Source organism: Streptomyces sp. NPDC102360 (assembly GCF_044766085.1).
Lineage (GTDB): Bacteria > Actinomycetota > Actinomycetes > Streptomycetales > Streptomycetaceae > Streptomyces.
Window position 1 is genome coordinate 276,529 of the sequence record NZ_JBIWLG010000006.1, and the last position, 18,541, is coordinate 295,069.

The 18,541-nt window shown below is 72.2% G+C and carries 20 protein-coding genes; 2 read left to right on the forward strand and 18 right to left on the reverse strand.

Going from position 1 to position 18,541, the window contains the following annotated elements:
* Nucleotides 1-91 precede the first annotated feature (91 nt).
* The 6 genes from ACIRHA_RS24650 to hsaA all read right to left on the reverse strand — a co-directional run bounded on the left by ACIRHA_RS24650 (nt 92) and on the right by hsaA (nt 4,737).
* Nucleotides 92-295, reverse strand: a complete 204-nt coding sequence (locus tag ACIRHA_RS24650) for a cold-shock protein (RefSeq protein ID WP_266720703.1) — start codon at nt 293-295, stop codon at nt 92-94.
* Nucleotides 296-469: 174 nt separating this feature from the next.
* The gene (locus ACIRHA_RS24655; protein ID WP_403849585.1) at nt 470-1,081 is read right to left on the reverse strand and encodes a TetR/AcrR family transcriptional regulator; all 612 of its coding nucleotides are present in this window, start codon (nt 1,079-1,081) and stop codon (nt 470-472) included.
* 67 nt (nt 1,082-1,148) lie between these two features.
* Nucleotides 1,149-1,730, reverse strand: coding sequence for a flavin reductase family protein (locus ACIRHA_RS24660; protein ID WP_403849588.1), 582 nt, complete (start codon nt 1,728-1,730; stop codon nt 1,149-1,151).
* Entirely contained in the window at nt 1,718-2,635 is a 918-nt protein-coding gene (locus ACIRHA_RS24665; RefSeq protein WP_403849591.1) for a VOC family protein, read from the reverse strand. The genes ACIRHA_RS24660 and ACIRHA_RS24665 overlap by 13 nt, the downstream gene beginning before the upstream one ends.
* A 24-nt stretch (nt 2,636-2,659) precedes the next feature.
* Nucleotides 2,660-3,544: a 4,5:9,10-diseco-3-hydroxy-5,9,17-trioxoandrosta-1(10),2-diene-4-oate hydrolase gene (gene hsaD / locus ACIRHA_RS24670; RefSeq protein ID WP_403849594.1), complete on the reverse strand. Its 885-nt coding sequence runs from the start codon at nt 3,542-3,544 to the stop codon at nt 2,660-2,662.
* Complete coding sequence (gene hsaA, locus ACIRHA_RS24675; RefSeq protein ID WP_403849597.1) at nt 3,544-4,737, reverse strand: 3-hydroxy-9,10-secoandrosta-1,3,5(10)-triene-9,17-dione monooxygenase oxygenase subunit; 1,194 nt, start codon at nt 4,735-4,737, stop codon at nt 3,544-3,546. The genes hsaD and hsaA overlap by 1 nt, the downstream gene beginning before the upstream one ends.
* Before the next feature lie 251 nt (nt 4,738-4,988).
* On the opposite strand from hsaA, the gene ACIRHA_RS24680 reads away from it, so the two are divergent.
* On the forward strand, nt 4,989-5,879 hold the full coding sequence (locus ACIRHA_RS24680; protein WP_403849600.1) for an IclR family transcriptional regulator: 891 nt from the start codon (nt 4,989-4,991) through the stop codon (nt 5,877-5,879).
* Nucleotides 5,880-5,897: 18 nt separating this feature from the next.
* Here ACIRHA_RS24680 and ACIRHA_RS24685 read toward each other — a convergent pair whose 3' ends face one another.
* The 7 genes from ACIRHA_RS24685 to ACIRHA_RS24715 all read right to left on the reverse strand — a co-directional run bounded on the left by ACIRHA_RS24685 (nt 5,898) and on the right by ACIRHA_RS24715 (nt 11,915).
* Nucleotides 5,898-6,710, reverse strand: coding sequence for an SDR family oxidoreductase (locus ACIRHA_RS24685; protein WP_403849603.1), 813 nt, complete (start codon nt 6,708-6,710; stop codon nt 5,898-5,900).
* Between the two features lie 77 nt (nt 6,711-6,787).
* Entirely contained in the window at nt 6,788-7,795 is a 1,008-nt protein-coding gene (locus ACIRHA_RS24690; protein WP_403849606.1) for a 2Fe-2S iron-sulfur cluster-binding protein, read from the reverse strand.
* Nucleotides 7,782-7,985, reverse strand: coding sequence for a hypothetical protein (locus ACIRHA_RS24695; protein ID WP_403849608.1), 204 nt, complete (start codon nt 7,983-7,985; stop codon nt 7,782-7,784). The genes ACIRHA_RS24690 and ACIRHA_RS24695 overlap by 14 nt, the downstream gene beginning before the upstream one ends.
* The gene (locus ACIRHA_RS24700; RefSeq protein WP_403849611.1) at nt 7,982-9,145 is read right to left on the reverse strand and encodes a Rieske 2Fe-2S domain-containing protein; all 1,164 of its coding nucleotides are present in this window, start codon (nt 9,143-9,145) and stop codon (nt 7,982-7,984) included. The genes ACIRHA_RS24695 and ACIRHA_RS24700 overlap by 4 nt, the downstream gene beginning before the upstream one ends.
* A gap of 12 nt (nt 9,146-9,157) precedes the next feature.
* Nucleotides 9,158-10,207 carry a 4-hydroxy-2-oxovalerate aldolase gene (dmpG, locus tag ACIRHA_RS24705; RefSeq protein WP_403849614.1) on the reverse strand — a complete coding sequence of 350 codons (1,050 nt, stop codon included), beginning with the start codon at nt 10,205-10,207 and terminating at the stop codon, nt 9,158-9,160.
* On the reverse strand, nt 10,204-11,118 hold the full coding sequence (locus ACIRHA_RS24710; RefSeq protein ID WP_403849617.1) for an acetaldehyde dehydrogenase (acetylating): 915 nt from the start codon (nt 11,116-11,118) through the stop codon (nt 10,204-10,206). Before ACIRHA_RS24710 ends, dmpG begins: the two co-directional genes overlap by 4 nt.
* Nucleotides 11,119-11,126: 8 nt before the next feature.
* Nucleotides 11,127-11,915 (reverse strand): 2-keto-4-pentenoate hydratase, encoded by a 789-nt coding sequence (locus ACIRHA_RS24715; protein WP_403849620.1) that lies wholly within the window; start codon nt 11,913-11,915, stop codon nt 11,127-11,129.
* 193 nt (nt 11,916-12,108) lie between these two features.
* On the opposite strand from ACIRHA_RS24715, the gene ACIRHA_RS24720 reads away from it, so the two are divergent.
* A complete protein-coding gene (locus tag ACIRHA_RS24720; RefSeq protein WP_403849623.1) occupies nt 12,109-13,710 on the forward strand; it encodes a flavin-containing monooxygenase in 1,602 nt (533 codons plus the stop codon).
* On the opposite strand, the gene ACIRHA_RS24725 is transcribed toward ACIRHA_RS24720, so the two are convergent.
* From ACIRHA_RS24725 to ACIRHA_RS24745, 5 genes are all read right to left on the reverse strand, one after another.
* Nucleotides 13,700-14,665 carry an alpha/beta hydrolase gene (locus ACIRHA_RS24725; RefSeq protein ID WP_403849625.1) on the reverse strand — a complete coding sequence of 322 codons (966 nt, stop codon included), beginning with the start codon at nt 14,663-14,665 and terminating at the stop codon, nt 13,700-13,702. The two genes, ACIRHA_RS24720 and ACIRHA_RS24725, sit on opposite strands and share 11 nt — an antisense overlap.
* Nucleotides 14,662-15,453, reverse strand: coding sequence for an SDR family NAD(P)-dependent oxidoreductase (locus tag ACIRHA_RS24730; RefSeq protein WP_403849628.1), 792 nt, complete (start codon nt 15,451-15,453; stop codon nt 14,662-14,664). The genes ACIRHA_RS24725 and ACIRHA_RS24730 overlap by 4 nt, the downstream gene beginning before the upstream one ends.
* Nucleotides 15,454-15,549: 96 nt before the next feature.
* A complete protein-coding gene (locus ACIRHA_RS24735; protein WP_403849631.1) occupies nt 15,550-17,124 on the reverse strand; it encodes an FAD-dependent oxidoreductase in 1,575 nt (524 codons plus the stop codon).
* The gene (locus ACIRHA_RS24740) at nt 17,121-17,258 is read right to left on the reverse strand and encodes a hypothetical protein (RefSeq protein ID WP_403849634.1); all 138 of its coding nucleotides are present in this window, start codon (nt 17,256-17,258) and stop codon (nt 17,121-17,123) included. Before ACIRHA_RS24740 ends, ACIRHA_RS24735 begins: the two co-directional genes overlap by 4 nt.
* Before the next feature lie 114 nt (nt 17,259-17,372).
* The gene (locus ACIRHA_RS24745; RefSeq protein WP_403849637.1) at nt 17,373-18,530 is read right to left on the reverse strand and encodes an acetyl-CoA C-acetyltransferase; all 1,158 of its coding nucleotides are present in this window, start codon (nt 18,528-18,530) and stop codon (nt 17,373-17,375) included.
* Nucleotides 18,531-18,541 lie beyond the last annotated feature (11 nt).

Consider the following 18,541-nt stretch of genomic DNA (forward strand, 5'->3'; position numbering starts at 1 on the left):
CGCACCGTAGCGGTGCGGGCCCCGGCCCGGTGATGCTCGATCCGACGCCCGCCGGGTCAGCCCGGCGGCGTCGAGTGATCTACGAGCGAGATCAGGCGGGGAGGATGTTCTCCGCCTGCGGGCCCTTCTGGCCCTGCGTCACGTCGAACGTGACCTTCTGGCCCTCCTGGAGCTCACGGAAGCCCGAGGTGGCGATGTTCGAGTAGTGGGCGAAGACGTCGGCGCCGCCGCCGTCCTGCTCGATGAAGCCGAAGCCCTTTTCCGAGTTGAACCACTTAACGATACCGGTGGCCATGTCGTTCTCCTTAAGAACAGGTAGCAGTCCCCATTCCACGAACGCCCAAATGAACGCCGGAACCGGGAAATTCTCCCGGTGAAAACAATAATGCGCCTGAGGAACATTCCCGTCAGGCGCGCATAAAGTCTATGGGTACCAAAACTGCAACGTCATGAATCCTAGCATGGGACATCACCGCACCGCGATCCCGTCCAGAACCATCGACAGATACTGGCGCGCGATCTCCTCGGGACTGTGCCGCCCGCCGGGCCGGTACCAGGACGCCGCGACCCAGACGGTGTCGCGCACGAACCGGTAGGTGAGGCGGATGTCGAGGTCGGCGCGGAAGACCTGGTCGGCGACGCCGCGCTCCAGGGTGGTCAGCCAGGTCTTCTCGAACCTGCGCTGCGACTCGGCGAGGAACGCGAAGCGTTCCTGCGCGACGAGCTGCTGGGACTCCCGCTGGTAGATGGCGACGGCGGCGCGGTGCCGGTCGATCTCCCGGAAGGACTCGGTGACCAGCGCCTCCAGGGTCTGCCTCGGCCCCAGCTCGTCGTCGAGCACGGTGTCGTAGCCGGACCACAGCTCGTCGAGGAAGGTCCGCAGGATCTCCTCCAGCATCGATTCCTTGGAGTCGAAGTGGTAGTAGAGGCTGCCGGCGAGCATGCCCGCGTGGTCGGCGATCTTGCGGACGGTCGTGGCGTTGTAGCCCTGCTCGGCGAAGACCTCGGCCGCGGTGTGCAGGAGCTCGCCGCGCCGCTCGGGCGCCGCGTTCGTCGACTGGGACTTCTTCTTCGTAGGCACGGGCCCATTGTCCCGTGTGGCACGGCCACCGGTGTTCCGGGTGTCACAGCCACTGGTGTTCCGGGTGTCACAGCCACTGGGCGAAGAGGTCCACCGTTTCCTGGTCCGTGCCGAAGCGGCCGGTACCGAAGAAGGAGCGGAAGAAGAGGAGCGGGCGGCCGTCGGCGCGGGGGGTGGTGAGCGCGGTGACGCGGCCGATGACGATTTCGTGGTCGCCGCCGTCGACGGTGCGTTCGAGCGTGCATTCCAGGTGGGCGAGGGCGCCGTCGATCAGGACGCTGCCGCGGTCCCGCCCGGTGTGCCAGTCGAGGCCGGCGAACTTGTCGGGCCGGCGGGAGCCGAGGGCGCGGCACAGGGCGCGCTGGTCCTCGGCGAGCACGGAGATCCCGAAGCGGCCGGTGGGGGCGATCCGGGCCCAGCTCGTCGACGTACGGGCGACGCAGACGAGGACGAGGGGCGGGTCGAGGGAGAGGGAGGTGAAGGACTGGCAGGCGAGGCCCGCCGGGGCGCCGGCCTCGTCGAGGCCGGCGATGACGGTGACGCCGGAGGCGAACCGGGACAGGGTGTCCCGGTACTCCCCCGAGTCAATGGCCTCCCCGTGCTCCCCCACGTCGGCGGGCGGCGCCATGGTGGTGCTCAGCCGTTCCATTCGTGGCCCCACAGGGAGTCGGCGGTGATCTCCTTGGCCACCCAGGTCTCCGGGTCGACGACGAGGCCGTCCCAGCCGTACTCGACCTGGAAGCCGCCGGGGGCCTGGGCGTAGAAGGACACCATGTGGTCGTTGGAGTGCCGGCCCAGGGAGGAGGCGATCGGGTATCCGGCCTTCTTCATACGGTCGAGGCCGTAGCCAACGTCGTCCAGCTGTTCCAGCTCGACCATGAAGTGGACGATGCCGGGCGGCAGGGCGCCGGGGTAGAGGCCGAGGCTGTGGTGGCGGCGGTTCGGGGAGAGGAAGTACATGCGGTACGTGTCCTGGCCGGGCTTTCCGGTGGGGACGGCGGCCAGCGGGAGCCGCATGGAGTCGCGGAGCTGGAAGCCGAGGAGGTTCTCGTAGAAGTCGACGGCCTCCTCGATCTCCACGGCGGGGAGGACGACGTGGCCGAGGCCGAGGTCGCCGGCGCCCGCCTTGTTGTCGGTGCCGGTGACGAAGCGGTTGCCGTAGGGCGTGGCGAGCGGTGTGTGGTCCTGGGCCTGGCCCCAGTAGATCTCCAGGGGGTTGCCCGCGGGGTCGCCGACGTGGATCAGGCCCTGGACGTGGCGGTCGGCGAGGGTGGCGGCGTCGGCCTCCTTCACGGCGTACCCCGCCGCCTCCAACTCCTGTGCGGCGAGGGCGAGTTCGCGGGCGTTGGCGACCTCGAACCCGGCGGCGAGCAGCCGGTCCCGAGTACCGGAGACGAACTGGAAGCGGTGGATGCGGTCGTCGATGCGGACGTTGAGCTGCGTGTCCGTGCTGCCCTGGGCCTCGGTCATGCCGAGGATGTCGAGGACGTAGGTGCGCCAGGCGGCGAGGTCGGCCGTCTCGATGCGCAGGTGGCCGAGTGCGCGGATGTCCATCCGTAACTCCCGTACGAGGTCGGTTCAGTGGGTGAAGAAGTCGATCGCGAGGCGGTTGAACTCGTCGGCCTTCTCGGTCTGCGCCCAGTGGCCGCACCTCGGGAAGACGTGCAGGCGGGCGTCGGGCATCGTCTTGAGGGCGACGAACGCGCCGTCGATCGGGTTGACGCGGTCCTCGCGGCCCCAGGTCAGCAGCGTCTCGTGGGGGATCTTCCCGGCGTCGCGCCAGATCTGGGTGCGCTCGGCCCACTCCGGGTTGGCGAAGGAGGCGCCCATGCGGGCGGTGCCGAGGCGGACGTCGGGGTCGATGGCGCGCTGGTAGCGCTCCTCGACGAACTCGTCGGTGACGATCGACGTGTCGTACGCGAGTGTGGTGAGGAAGGCCCGCATCTGCTCGCGGGTCGGCTCGGCGGCGGCGTTGAACTCGAAGAGCTGCCGGATGCCCTCGGTGGGGTCGGCGTGGAAGAGGTTGAGGAAGATGCCGCCTGGGCCCATGAGGAGGAGCTTGCGGGCCCGGTCGGGGAAGTCGAGGGCGAGCCGGGCCGCGGTGCCGCCGCCGAGCGAGTTGCCGACGAAGTCGGCCTGTTGGATGCCGAGTTCGTCCATGAGGGCGACGGTGCAGCGGGCGGAGGCCGTCCAGTAGTCGGCGTCGAGCTCGGGCTTGTCGCTGGCGCCGAAGCAGACCTGGTCGAGCAGGATCGTACGGAATCCGGCGGCGGCGAAGACCGGCAGGTTGGCGCCGAAGTTGGACCAGCCGCTCGCGCCGGGGCCGCCGCCGTGCAGGAAGATCACGACGGGTCCGTCGGCGGGACCGGCCTCGTGGTAGGCGAGTTGGATGCCGGCCGCCTTCACGGAGCGCCGGGTGCTCTGCGAGGTGTGCCGGGTGCTCTGCGAGGTGTGGGGCGCCATCACAGCATCACGTCCTGGATCTCCAGGCCGAGGGAGTCCTGGCCGTAGATGAGCAGGGCGCGCTCCGGGTCGTTGGCGGCGTGGCCGCGGCCGGTGTGGATGTCGCGCCAGGCGCGCTGGACGCCGGCGGGGCCCGCGCCGGTGCGCATCGCGTTGCCGCCCGCGTTCTCCATCAGCAGGTCGACGGCGGCCGCGGCGCGCTCGGTGGCGAGGACCTGGTCGCGGCGGGCGCGGGCGCGCAGCTCGGTGGGCAACGGGGCGCCGGAGCAGGCCAGTTCGTACATTTCGGCGATGTTGCCGCGCAGCTGCCGCCAGGCCGCGTCGATGTCGCTCGCGGCGCGGGCGAGGCGGATCTGCGCGAAGGGGTCCTCGGCGACCTTCTGCCCGTAGCTGACGCGGATCCGCTCGCGGGTCGCGGCGACGAAGCCGTTCCAGGCGCCCTGTGCGATGCCGACGATCGGGGTGGAGATGGTGGTGGTGAAGACGCCGGCGTAGGGGAGCTTGTACAGCGGCTCGGGGTTGACCTCGGCGCCGGGCGGGGTGAGGGCGGTGACCGGGCCGAAGGAGAGGGCGCGGTGTTCGGGCACGAAGACGTCCTCGACGACGATGTCGTTGGAGCCCGTGCCGCGCAGGCCGACGGTGTCCCACACGTCCTTGATCGCGTAGTCCTCGCTCGGCAGCAGGAACGAGCGCATGTCGACGAGGTTGCCCTCGGCGTCGGGTACGAGTGCGCCGAGGATCACCCACGTGGCGTGGTCGCAGCCGGACGAGAAGTGCCAGCGGCCGGAGAGCCGGAAGCCGCCGTCGACGGGGGTGACCTTGCCGGTGGGGGCGTATGAGGAGGAGATGCGGGTGTCGGCGCGCTCGCCGTTCTCTCCCCACACCTCGTCCTGCGCCCGGCGCTCGTAGAGGCCCACGTGCCATGGGTGGACGCCGACGACGGAGGCGACCCAGCCGGTGGAGCCGCAGGCCTGGGCGATCTCCTTGACGCCGTCGTAGAAGACGGTGGGGTCGGCGGCGTACCCGCCGTAGCGCTTTGGCTGGAGGAGGCGGAAGAAGCCGGTCGCGGCCAGTTCCTTGACGGTGGACTCGGGGACCTTGCGCAGTTCCTCCGCTTCGGCGGCGCGCTCCGCGATGGCGGGCAGGAGGGCGCGGACGGCGGCGAGGACGTTTGTGGTGGTGGGGTCGGTCATGTCGGCGACGCTAAGTGGCTCCGCCGGGGGTGGACAGGTGAGGTTCCCAGTCAGTGGGAAGGGGCCTACCGACCTACGTCTCGGGGCTCCGCCCCGGACCCCGCGCCTCAATCGCCGGCGGGGCTGAAAGATCGGGGCTCTGCCCCGGACCCCGCTGCTCAAACGCCGCAGGGGCTTGAATTGCCCAAACGCCGGAGGGGCTTGAGGAACAGGGTCTGGATAAGCGGGCTTCGGCGTGGCAAGGTCCGTTCATGGTCGAAACGGCGCTGGAGGCAGGGGCTCCGCTGTCTCTTCTGGAGAAGGCGGAGAAGGTTCTCGCGGCCTTCGACGGTGGCCGCGGCCGGCTGTCGTTGACCGAGATCATCCAGCGTTCCGGCCTGTCGCGGTCGTCCGCGCACCGCATCCTCGACCAGCTCGTGCAGTTGCGCTGGCTGGACCGGGAGGGCCGTGACTACCGGCTCGGCCTGCGGATGCTGGAGCACGGCGGACTCGCCGCGCACCACAACCGGCTGATCCGCACGGCGATCCCGCACCTGGACGCCCTCCACGAGGCCACGGGCAAGCTCGTCCAGCTGTACGTGCTCGACGGCGTGACGGACGTGGTGTGCCTGGAGCGGGCCGGTTCGCTGCCGCAGTCGGTGGGGGACACGACGGACCGGGCGTACCCGGTGCGGATCGGGGCGCGGCTGCCCGCGCACGCCACGGCCGCGGGCAAGGCGATCCTGGCGTTCGGCGACAAGGGCGACATCGAGCAGGTCGTCGCGGCGGGCCTGCGGCCGCGCACGCACCGGACGGTGACGCGGCCCGACGTGTTCTGCTCGGAGCTGTCGCGGGTGCGCACGGCGGGCATCGCGTACGACCGCGGGGAGACGTTCTCGGGGCTGGTGTGCTCGGCGGTGCCGTTGCGCGGCGCGGGCCGGGCGGTGGCCGCCGTGTCGCTGGGCTCGCTCGGCGGGCTGCGGCCGTTGGAGCTGGCGGCGCCGCTGCTGCACGGGGCGGCGCGCGCGATCTGGCGGGATCTGAACGGTCCCGGGCGCGCGGCACGGCACGCGCCCGCCCCGGACGTGACGCCGCACGACGCGGCGGTGGACCGCACCATCCCGAACCTGCTGGGGTGGGTGCGGTCCGACTCCTGGATGTGAGACGTGGGATGTGAACGTCTACAGGCCCTGCGGGTGCCACGCCTTCGGCCAGTCCGTGGCGCGCAGTTGGGCGTCGAGGCCGCCGTCCGCGCAGAAGACGGAGCCGACGCAGTACGCGGACTTCGGCGACAGCAGGAACTCCACGAGTTCGGCGATCTCCTCGGGCCTGCCCGCCCGGCCCGCAGGGATCGAGGCGAGGAACCGCCGGATGCCCTCGGCGGTCGCCGGGTCCTCGGCGGCGGCGCGGGTCATCGGGGTGTCGATGTAGCCGGGCGCGACCGCGTTGAGCCGGATGCCGTCGGCCTGGTGGTGAGCCGCGCGGGTGCGGGCGTACCAGGCGAGGGCGGCCTTGGTGGCCGGGTAGGCGCCGAGGCCGCCGTCCCGCGCGCCCGCCTCGTCGGCGACGCGGCGGGCCTCGGCCTCGTCCCCGGCGAGGCAGGCCTCGGCGACCTGTTCCGGCCAGTCGGGCTGGGTGGTGGTCGAGTTGGAGGAGGCGAGGACGACGGAGGAGGTCCCGGCGGCGGCGAGCGCCGGGCGCAGGCCCTCCAACAGGCGTATCGCGCCGAAGTAGTTGACGGACACGAGCAGGCTCGACGGGCGGCCCGCGCCAGCCGCGAGCCCCGCGAACGGCAGCAGGCCGTCGAGTCTGCCGCCGCAGCGGCGGGTGATCTCGGCGACGGCGTGGCCGCGGCCCTCGGGGTCGCCCAGGTCGGCGGTGACGTCGGCGTTCTTGAGGTCGACGCCGATGACGGTGTGGCCTTGCGTGCGCAGCCGCTCGGTGAGCGTGGCGCCCATGCCGGAACCGGCTCCGGTGACGGCGATCGTGGACATGTGCTCCTCCAGGTGTCCGAACTCTCAGCTGTCCGGACCTTCAGTCATCCGGACACTCGTCGGTACTCGATCCGTGCTCAGTACTCGATCCGTACGCGATCCGTCGTCGGCAGCGCCTGGCAGGCGAGGGTGTAGCCCTCCGCGAGGTCCTCGGCGTCGAGCACCTCGTTGTGCCGCAGGGTCACCGTGCCCTCCACGACCCGGCATGTACAGGCCGCGCAGGCGCCCTCGCGGCAGGAGTACGGGGCCGGGACGCCCGCCGCGAGGAGGGCGTCGAGGAGCGGGGTGTGCTCGTCGCCCGCCGCCTCGTGGGTCTGCCCGTACAGCTCGGCGGTGACCGTCACCGTGGACCCCGCGGGGGCGGGCGCGGTGAACACGTCGCCGGACAGGGAGAAGTACCGCTCCCGGTGCACGGCGGCCGCGCCCGCCTCTCGCAGGACGTCCTCGGCTCCGTCCATCAGCGGCTGCGGCCCGCACAGGTAGGCGGTGCGGCCCGCCGCGAGCGGGGTGAGGAGTGCGCCGAGCGCGCCGCGGGTGGGCAGTCCCTGGAGGGTTTCCAGCCAGTGGACGACCGCGAACCGGCCGGGGTGCTCCTCCGTCAGGCCCCACAGCGCGTCCCGGAAGATCACCGAGTCCTGGTCGCGGTTGGCGTAGACGAGTGTGACCGTGCCGGTGCCGGCGGCGAGCACGGAGCGGGCGATGGACAGGCACGGGGTGATGCCGCTGCCGCCCGCGAGCAGCAGCACGTCCTCGTCGAGGGAGGAGGGTGTGAAGGTCCCGGCGGGCGGCAGGCACTCCAGTACGTCACCGGCCCTGACCTCCTCGCACACCCACCCGGAACCCGCTCCGCCCGGCACCTTCTTCACGGTGACCCGGGGCGGCTCCCCGGTGTGCGGGGAGGAGGCCAGGGAGTAGCAGCGGGCGCCGCCGCCGGGAATCCGCAGCGTGAGGAACTGGCCGGGCAGGTAAGGAAGTTCGGGGGCGTCGAGGACGAGGGAGACGGCGTCGGCGGTCTCGCGTACGACGTCGGCCACCCGCAGGGTGAGCAGGCCCGTGACCGGCTCGGCGAGGTCAGCTCTGGCCACGGCGGGTCACCTCCAGACGCCCCTCGCCGACGGCACGGTCGATCGACGCGCGCAGCTCCGGGCAGCCCTCGGCGCCGAGGCGCGGGCAGCCGGCCGACGCGGCGCGCGTCCACTGGATCTGCAGGTGGTACGGGCTGTACTTCTCGCAGAGCACCTGGCTGCCGCAGGTGCCGCAGCCGACGGGCGTCATGCCCCGCCCCCGGTGACGTACGAGGTGACGCCGCCCGCCGCGATGTTCCGCTCGGCCTCGGCGCGCCAGTTGTCGTTCGCGTGCCGGGTGTCCAGCTCGAACTCGAAGCGGTCCGTCATCTCGTCCTTGACGTCGGCGGCATCGACGTAGAACTGCTCGTACCAGCGCCTCAGTTGGTAGACCGGGCCGTCCTCCTCGGTGAGGAGCGGGTTGTCGATGCGGGTCTTGTTCCTCCAGATCTCGACGTCCTGCTCGAAGCCGACGGCGAGGCCCTCGCTGGTGACGCGGGCGGCCTCGGCGGCCTCCTCGTCGCTCATGCCGGGCAGCTTCTTGACCATGGCTCCGTACATGAGGACGAACCGGTCGGGGCCCACCGGGTAGTGGCAGTTGATGAGGACGGTCTCCATCTCGGCGCCCGGCGCGACCTCCGCGTAGAGCCAGTCGATCATGTACGAGGGGCCGAAGTAGGAGGCCTCGGAGCGCAGTCCGCCGGAGGCGGAGAGGGTGCCGAGGTCGACGTCGGGGCGCGGCTCGGACTTCATGTACTGGGTGGCGACGTGGCCTTCGAAGACGTTCTTGAAGAACACCGGGAACGAGTAGTGCACGTAGTAGAAGTGCGCCATGTCGACGACGTTGTCGACGATCTCGCGGCAGTTGGTGTCGATGGTGACGGAGTTCCACTGCCAGTCGGACCACAGGCTCGTCTCCTCGGACGGGCCGTGGATTCCGGCCAGTTCGGGGATCTCCTGTCCGGCGGGCGGCGGGTTGCCTTCGGGATCGTGCCAGACGAAGAGCTGCTTGTTGCGCTCCAGGGCGTGCCAGGTGCGGGTCTTGGCGCGCGGCGGGACGCGGCGGGCGTACGGGATCTCGCGGCAGCGGCCGTTGCCGCCCCAGCGCCAGTCGTGGAAGGGGCAGGCGAGGGTGTCGCCCTTGACGGTGCCGTGGGCGAGGTTGCCGCCCATGTGCGGGCAGAAGGCGCCCAGGACGTGGAGTTCGTGGTCCTCGGCGCCCTCGAACACGACGAGGGTGGTGCCGAACGCCGCGACCTCGTGCGGCTCTCCGTCGCGGAAGTCGGCGGCGAGGCCGATGCAGTGCCAGCCGCGGGCGAAGCGGGTGGGTGCCGTGCCGGTTTCGATGACGCGTACGTCGTTGTCGGTCATGGCGCGGTCCTCCTAGGAACGGGATGCGAGTGCGACGGCGATGTCGATGAGCTGGTCCTCCTGGCCGCCGACGAGCCGTCGGCGGCCGGCCTCCAGGAGGATGTCGGTGGCGCTGACCCGGTAGCGGGCGGCCTGCCGCTCGGCGTGCTTGAGGAACGAGGAGTACAGGCCCGCGTAGCCGATGAGCAGCGAGTTCCGGTCGAGCAGGCACTCGTCGGCCATGATCGGGCGGATCTCGTCCTCGGCCGCGTCGATGATCTTCAGTACGTCGATGCCGGTGCACCACCCGGACCGCTCGGCGACCGCCGCCCAGGCCTCGGTCGGGGTGTTGCCCGCGCCGGCGCCGAAGCGGCGGGTGGAGGCGTCGATCTGACGGGCGCCCGCGCGGACGGCGGCGATGGAGTTGCCCACGCCGAGGCCGAGGTTCTCGTGGCCGTGGAAGCCGACCTGTGCGTCGTCGCCCAGTTCGGCGACGAGCGCGGAGACCCGGTCGGTGACGCCGTCCATGAGGAGCGCGCCCGCCGAGTCGACGACGTACACGCACTGGCAGCCCGCGTCGGCCATGACGCGGGCCTGTTTCGCCAGCGCCTCCGGGGTGGTGGAGTGGGCCATCATCAGGAAGCCGACGGTCTCCAGGCCCCGTTCGCGGGCGAGCCGGAAGTGCTGTTCGGAGACGTCCGCCTCGGTGCAGTGGGTGGCGATGCGGCAGATCCGCGCGCCGTTGGCGTGGGCCTCGCGGATGTCGTCCTTGGTGCCGAGGCCGGGGAGCATCAGGAAGGCGATCCTGGCGTCGACCGCCGTCTCGACGGCCGCCTTGATGAGCTCCTGCTCGGGGGTGTGCGAGAAGCCGTAGTTGAAGGAGGAGCCGCCGAGGCCGTCGCCGTGGGTGACCTCGATGACGGGGACACCGGCCGCGTCCAGGGCGCCGACGACGGTGCGTACCTGCGCGGCGGTGAATTGGTGGCGGTGGGCGTGGGAGCCGTCGCGGCAGAAGGAGTCGGTGACGCGGATGTCCAGGTCGGCCGAGTAGGGCTTGTCCAACGTGCGGGCAGGGCTGGTCACTTGGTGCTCCCCTTCGCCTTGTTGATCTCCTTCGCGAACTCCTCGCCGACCTTGGTCGCGGCGGCGGTCATGATGTCGAGGTTTCCTGCGTACGGCGGCAGGAAGTCGCCCGCGCCCTCGACCTCCAGGAACAGGGCGACGCGGGCCATGCCGCCGTTCTCGGGGCGGGCCTCGTCGAACTGCGGCTCGGCGCGCAGCCGGTAGCCGGGCACGTACGCGGCGACCTGGGCGGCGACCTCGTCGACGCTGCGCACGATCGCCGCGTGGTCGGCGTCGTCGGGGATGGCGCAGAAGACGGTGTCGCGCATGATGACGGGTGGCTCCGCCGGGTTGAGGATGATGATCGCCTTGCCCTTGCGGGCGCCGCCGATGTCCTCGATGCCGCGGGCGGTGGTGCGGGTGAACTCGTCGATGTTCTGCCGGGTGCCGGGCCCGGCGGAGAGAGAGGCGACCGAGGCGACGATCTCCGCGTACGGCACCGGGACGACCCGGGACACCGCGTACACCATGGGAATGGTGGCCTGGCCGCCGCAGGTGACCATGTTGACGTTGTCGGCGTCGACGTGGGCCGTCAGGTTGGCGGGCGGGACGACGCCGGGGCCGACGGCGGCCGGGGTGAGGTCGATCGCCCTGATGCCCGCTTCCTTGTAGCGGGGGGCGTTCTCCCGGTGCACGTACGCGCTGGTCGCCTCGAAGACGAGATCCGGGAGCTCGTCCTGCGCGAGCAGCCGGTCGACGCCTTCGTGGCTCGCTTCCAGGCCGGCGGCGCGCGCTCTGGCGAGGCCCTCGCTCGCCGGGTCGACGCCGATCATCCAGCGCGGCTCGATGTGCTCGGAGCGCAGGAGTTTGTGGAGGAGGTCGGTTCCGATGTTGCCGGAGCCGACGATGGCGGCGGTCGCCTTCTTCGTCATGGGGGACCTCACTTGGTGAACGTCAGGGACACCGGGCCGAGCCCGGTGAAGTCGGCGGTGTACGTGCGGCCCGGCGCGACGTCGACGGCCCGCGTGCACGAGCCGGGCAGGATCAGGTGCCCTGCCTCGAGGCGCACCCCGAACCGGGCGACCGTGCGGGCGAGCCAGGCGACGGACTCGGCGGGGTCGCCGAGCACGGCGTCGCCGCGCCCGGACGCGAGGTGTGCGCCGGTGTCGTCGGTGAGGTGCGCCGTCACGTCCCTCAGGTCGAGCTCGCCGGTCGGGCGGCCCGCACCGGTCACGTATCCGGCCGACGAGGCGTTGTCGGCGATGGTGTCGGCGATGGCGATGCGCCAGTCCGCGATCCGGGAGTCGATCAACTCCAGTGCGGGTACGACGCGTTCGGTGGCGGCGAGCACGTCGGCGACGGTGCACTCCGCGCCCGGCAGCGCGGCGCCGAGCACGAAGCCGATCTCGACCTCGACGCGCGGCGCGCAGTACCGGCCGACGGGCACGGGGGTGTCCTCGGTCAGCTCCATCGTGTCCAGGAGGTGGCCGTAGTCGGGTTCGTCGACGCCCATCATCCGCTGCATCACGGGCGACGACAGGCCGACCTTGTGGCCGCGGACGGTCCCGCCGGCGGCCAGCCGGTCGCGGATGCCGATGAGCTGGATCTCGTAGGCGTCGACGGTGGTGATGCCGTCGTAGGTCTCGGTCAACGGACGGATCGGCGAGCGCGCGGACTCCGCCGCCGCCAGCTCCTCGGCGGCCTTGCGCCGCTCGGATTCCGTGAGCATCGGGCCCGCTCCTCGCTGCTGGGTTGCTCGGGTGCGGTGAACGTAGGCGGCCCGCGCGGGCGGCGGCGACGGTGTCTTCCCGGTGAGCGGGAAGCCGTGGCTGACCGGTGGCGGCGGCTCTGCGAGCCTCCCGGCGTGACCTGGGGCCGGGCCGCCCAGCCTCCCTCCGCGGAACTTCACGAAAGGACCCGCCATGCCCGAACAGGTGGATGTCGTCATCGTCGGCGCCGGATTCTCCGGCCTCTACGCCGCGTACCGGATGCGTGAACTCGGCCTGGATGTGGCCGGGTTCGAGCGGGGCGAGGACGTGGGCGGGGTCTGGTACTGGAACCGGTATCCGGGCGCGCGCTGCGATGTGGAGTCCGTCGACTACTCGTACTCCTTCGACAAGGACCTGGAGCAGGAGTGGGACTGGTCGGAGAAGTACGCGACGCAGCCGGAGATCCTGCGTTACGTGGAGCATGTCGCGCAACGCCACGACCTGCGGCGGCACTTCACCTTCGGTACGTCCGTGGTCTCCGCCGAACTGGACGAGGAGCGGCTGCGCTGGACGGTGCGCACGGACGGCGGCCGGGTGGTCGAGGCGCGGTACGTGCTGTTCTGCGTCGGCTGTCTGTCCTCCACCCACCTTCCCGAGATCGAGGGCATCGCCGACTTCACCGGAGCCTCGTACCACACGGGTGAATGGCCGCACGAGGGCGTGGACTTCACCGGGCTGCGGGTCGGCGTCGTCGGTACGGGCTCGTCCGGTATCCAGTCGATCCCGGAGATCGCCGCGCAGGCGGCGCGGTTGACGGTGTTCCAGCGCAGCGCCAACTACTCGATCCCGGCGGGGAACAAGCCGCTGAGCGGGCGGGACCGCGCCGCGCAGAAGGCGGAGTACGCCGAGCGGCGCCGCCTCGCCCGACTCTCCGGGGGCGGCTCGCCGCACATGGCGCATCCGCTGAAGACGCTGGAGGCCTCGCCCGAAGAGCGCCGGACGGCGTTCGAGAAGCGCTGGGAGCTGGGCGGGGTGCTGTACTCGAAGACGTTCCCCGACCAGCTCACCGACCGTGCGGCGAACGACGAGGCGCGCCGGTTCTGGGAGGAGAAGGTGCGCGCGGAGATCGCCGACCCGGCCGTCGCCGAGCAGCTCATCCCCACCGACCACCCCATCGGCAGCAAGCGGATCGTCACGGACGACGGCTACTTCGCGACGTACAACCGCGACAACGTGCGCCTGGTGAACCTGCGCGCCAATCCGGTCGAGCGGGTCGAGGCGGCCGGCATCCGGCTCGCGGACGGGACGCTCGTCGAGCTCGACGTGATCGTGTACGCGACCGGTTTCGACGCGATGACCGGCTCCCTGGACCGGATCTCCGTCACCGGCCGGGACGGGCGGACGCTGAAGGAGGCGTGGGCCGCGGGCCCGCGCACGTACCTCGGGCTCGGCGTGGACGGCTTCCCGAATCTCTTCAACCTCGCGGGCCCCGGCTCGCCCTCCGTCCTCGCCAACATGATCCTCTGCGGCGAGCAGCACACCGACTGGATCGCCGTGCTGCTCGGGCATCTGCGCGAGGGCGGCTACGCGGGCGTGGAGGCGCGCGCCGACGCCGTGGACGCGTGGGTGGACGAGTGCCGGGAGCGGGCCGACGGGACGCTGATGACGGCGGCGAACTCCTGGTACCTCGGCGCCAACATCCCTGGAAAGCCACGGGTGTTCATGCCGTTCGTCGGCGGCTTCGGGGTGTACGGCGACATCATCGGGAAGGTCGCGGCGACCGGGTACCAGGGGTTCGAGCTGCTCAGGAGGTGAGGTTCGCCAGCTCGGCGAAGGCCGCCGCGCGGGCCGCCTTCGCCTCGGGCAGCGCGGCGTCCCCGCCCATCGTCATGAAGCCGTGGAACGCCTCGTCGTAGCAGTGGTACCGGGTCGGAACCCCGGCCGCGGCCAGGAGTTCCGCGTATCGCCGGCCCTCGTCGCGCAGCGGGTCGAGGCCCGCGGTGACGACGAACACGGGCGGCAGGCCGTCGAGCCGGCGGGCGGCGAGAGGTGTGGCGCGGGGGTCGCGGGCGTCCTCGGGGCGGGGCAGGTACTGCTGCCAGTACCAGCGCAGATGGTCGGCGGTGACGAAGAACCCGTGCGCGTTCTCCTCGTACGAGGCCGAGGAGCGCTCCGGGTCCAGCATCGGGTAGTACAGGTGCTGGGCGGCGAGCGCGGGCCCGCCGCGGTCCCGGGCGAGCAGCGCGGTGACCGCGGCGAGGGTGCCGCCCGCGCTGTCGCCCGCGACGACGAGGGGCCGGTCCGGGTGGGTCTTCGCGGCCCACAGGAGTGCGGTGTACGCGTCCTCGGGGGCGGCGGGGAACGGGGTTTCGGGGGCGAGCCGGTAGTCGACGGACACCACCGACGCGCCGCTGGCCGCGGCGAGTTCACGGCAGAACCCGTCGTGGGAGTCGAGGGAGCAGAGCACCATGCCGCCACCGTGGAAGAAGACGACGACGGGTGTGGCCCTGGGCTCGGCGGGTGTGTTCCTGTCCCCGCTCCCTCCCTCGCTCCCGGGTTCGTAGACCCGCACGGGCACGCCGTCGGCGTCCAGGTCGGTCACCTGGTGCAGCGCGGGGAGCCGGGGCGGCGGCGGGGCGGGACGGTCCGCGAAGTACGTCCGTACGTCGCGGATGTCGGTGAACTCGGTGCCCAGGGCAGGGAAGTTGGCCGTGCAGGCATCGATGAGCGCCTGCACGTCGGGGCGGGGGCGGCGGCCGGGTGGGGTCATCGGCCGTCCCCCTGCCCGCCGCCGCGCTGCGCGAACGCGGGCATCCGGCCGGCCGACGCGCCGCCGTCCGCTGCGACCTCGGCGCCGGTGAGGTAGGAGGCGTCGTCGGAGGCGAGGAAGGCGACGAGCCGGGCCACCTCCTCGGGCCGGCCGATCCGGCCGAGCGCGGCGGCCGGGTGCTCGGTGGTGCCGAGGTGGGCGGTCATCGCGGTGTCGATGGCTCCGGGGAAGACGGCGTTGACGCGGATGCCGTCGCCGCCGAGTTCGAGGGCGGCGGTCCGGCTCAGTCCGCGCAGACCCCACTTCGCGGCGCCGTACGAACCGTGCCCCCAGATGCCCTGGACCCCGGCCTGCGAGGAGATGTTGACGATCGCGCCGCCCCGCTCCCCCGCCCGCATGGCGGGGACGACGGCCTGGAGCCCCAGGAACGGGCCGACGAGATCGACCTTGAGGATCCGCTCCAGCTGGGCCGGGTCCTCGTCGACGATGGGGGACGTCGTGTAGATGGCGGCGTTGTTGACGAGGATGTCGAGCTGCCCGAACGTGCCGACGGCGACGTCGACGGCGGCCGCCCAGGACGCGGCGTCGGTGACATCGAGGCGCACGAAGCGCGCCGCGTCGTCCCCCAGGTCACCGGCGGCCTTCTCCCCTTCCGCCACGAGGACGTCCCCGAGCACGACCCGCGCCCCGCGTGCCACCAGTTCGCGGGCGATGGCCTCTCCCATGCCGCGCGCCGCACCGGTCACGAGGGCGACCTTTCCGCCCAGTTGTCCTTGCCACTCACTCATCGCTGCACTCCTCCGACTCGGCTGATTCTCTGGCGTGTTGTGGCACTCGGCACGTACGGCGGCCCCCGACCTGGGCGGGGACCGCCGTACGACGTGTCACCCCACCTCGGCCGCCATCCGGCCCGCCGCCCGGTACCCGAACACCATCCCCGTGCCGATCGGCGCCCCCGGCCCCGGGTAGACCGCCCCCGTCACGTTCGCCGCCGTGTTCCCCACCGCGTACAGGCCCTCGATCACGGACCCGTCCTCGCGCAGCACGCGCGCGTCCGTGTCCGTGCCGACGCCGCCCTTCGTGCCCAGGTCGCCGAGCACGATCCGCACCGCGTGGAACGAGCCGGACGACAGCGGCAGCAGGCACGGGTTGGGCGCGCCCTCCTCGCCCTCGCCCGCGAAGAACCGGTCGTAGGGGTCGTCGCCGCGCCCGAACTCCGGGTCGTGGCCCTTCTCGGCGTACTCGTTGAACGCGGCGACGGTCGCGGCGAGGCCTTCGGCCGGCACCCCGATCGCCTCGGCGAGCGCCTCCACCGAGTCCGCGCTGTGCCAGACCCCGGCCGCCTCGAACGACTCCCGGTCGACCGGGACGAGGACGATGCCGGGCGGCTCCTCGCCGTGCCGCGCGTCCCACACCCACCACACGGGGCGCTCCGGCGCGTCCCCGGCGCCCGCCGCGATCATGGCCCGGCCCATCCGGTCGTAGGACAGGCACTCGTTGGCGAACCGGCGGCCCTCGGCGTCGACGAAGACGCCGCCGCGGAAGCCGAGCGCGAACGCCGCCCCGCCGTCGGGGAAGAGCACGGACGGGCACCACCAGCTCTCGCCGAGCAGTGACGTCGCCGCCCCGAGTCCTTGCGCGGCCCGCAGCGCGTCCCCCGTGCCGCCGCCCGCGGGCCCCATCGTCCAGTCGGCCCCAGGCCCGTTGCCCCAGGCGCGGCGCAGCTCGGCGTCCCGCTCGTAGCCGCCGGCGGCGAGCAGCACACCGCGCCGGGCACGGATCCAGGCCGTACGGCCCTGTGCGTCGCGGACCTCGGCGCCCACGACCCGCCCGTCCTCGTCCTGCACGAGACCGGTGAACGCGGTGCGCGTCCGCGCCCGCCCACCGGCCCCCTCCAGCGCGAGCAGCAGCCGGCCGATCAGCGCGCGTCCGTCCTCCAGCGCCCCCTCGGGGGCCGGCACTCCCAGCCGTTCGCTCCACGCGGGCGGGCGGACGGCGTCGAGCAGCGGCTGCTCGCCCGCGGGACGTTCCAGCGGGACGGGGAAGACGCCGCGCCCCGCGTCGAAGCGGCCGGGGCCCGGGTAGTAGTCGGGGAACGGCCGGTACTCGAACCGGAGCAGTTCGTTGCGCTCGAGGAACTCGACCGTGGGCCCGGCCCCGTCGAGGTACGCGTCCTGCATCTCGTGCGGCGTCGAGTCGCCGACGAGGGACCGGAAGTACGCGCGGGCCAGGTCGGCGCTGTCCTCGAGGCCCGCGCGGGCCTGCGCCTGGTTGCCGGGGAGCCACAGGCAGGCCCCGGCGTACGCGGTCGTCCCGCCGAAGTACTCGGTCTTCTCGACGACGAGGGTGTCGAGGCCGTACGCGGCGGCGCTGTACGCGCCGGTCAGGGCGGCGCCGCCGGAGCCGACGACCAGCACGTCGACCGTCTCGTCCCACTCCACGACAGGGGTGCCGCTCACAGCGTCTCGCTCCTCTCGCACCACTCGGAATGGACGGCACGGACGGCGATCCGCCGGACGGGCGGGGCGTCGGCGGTGAGGCGTCGCGGCGCGGGCGCGCCGCCGGGCTCGGAAGGAACAGGAGTACGGGTCATGCCTTCACCCTGTCCGTGCCTCACCCGGCGCTCCACCGCCGGTTCCCGCTCAGCGGGATGCGGGTCCCGCGAGTGCGCTCACAGGGGCGGTCACAGGGACGGTCACAGGGACGGTCACAGGCGCTCGATGATCGTGACGTTGGCCTGGCCGCCGCCCTCGCACATGGTCTGGAGGCCGAACCGGCCGCCGGTGCGCTCCAGTTCGTGAAGGAGGGTCGTCATCAGCTTGCTGCCGGTGGCGCCGAGAGGGTGGCCGAGGGCGATGGCCCCGCCGTTGACGTTGACCTTCTCGGGGTCGGTGCCGGTCTCCTTGAGCCAGGCGAGGACGACCGGGGCGAACGCCTCGTTGATCTCGACGAGGTCGATGTCGTCCATCGTGAGGCCGGTCTTCTTCAGCGCGTACGCGGTCGCCGGGATCGGCGCGGACAGCATCCGGATGGGGTCCTCGCCGCGTACGGAGAGGTGGTGGATGCGGGCCCGGGGCGTCAACCCGTGCTCCCGTACGGCCTGTTCGGAGGCGATCAGCAGGGCCGCCGCGCCGTCCGAGACCTGCGAGGAGCAGGCGGCGGTGATGGTGCCGCCCTCGACGACCGGGTTCAGGCCCGCCATCTTCTCCAGGTTCGTGTCCCGGCGCGGGCCCTCGTCGGCGGTGACGTCCCCGTAGGGGACGGACTCCTTCGCGAACCGGCCCTCGTCGATGGCGCGCAGGGCCCGCTGGTGGGAGCGGAGCGCCCACTCCTCCTGGTCCTGCCGCGTGATGCCCCACTTCTCGGCGATGAGTTCCGCGCCGTGGAACTGGTTGACGGGCGCGTCGCCGTAGCGGGCGCGCCAGCCCTCGCTGCCCAGGTAGGGGCCCTCGGTGAGGCCGAGCGGTTCGGCGGCCTGCCGGGAGGCGTACGCGATCGGGATCATCGACATGTTCTGCGTGCCGCCGGCGACGACGAGGTCCTGCGTCCCGGAGAGCACACCCTGTGCCGCGAAGTGGATGGCCTGCTGGGAGGAGCCGCACTGCCGGTCGACGGTGACGCCGGGCACCTCCTCAGGAAGCCCCGCGGCGAGCCAGCAGGTGCGGGCGATGTCCCCGGCCTGCGGGCCGACGGTGTCGAGGCAGCCGAAGACGACGTCCTCGACGGCCGCCGGGTCGACCCTGGTGCGCGCGACGAGCTCCTTGAGGACATGGGCGCCCAGGTCGGCGGGGTGGACGGCGCTGAGCCCGCCCTTGCGCCGCCCGACGGGCGTACGGACCGCATCGACGATGTAGGCCTCGGCCATGACGCATCAAC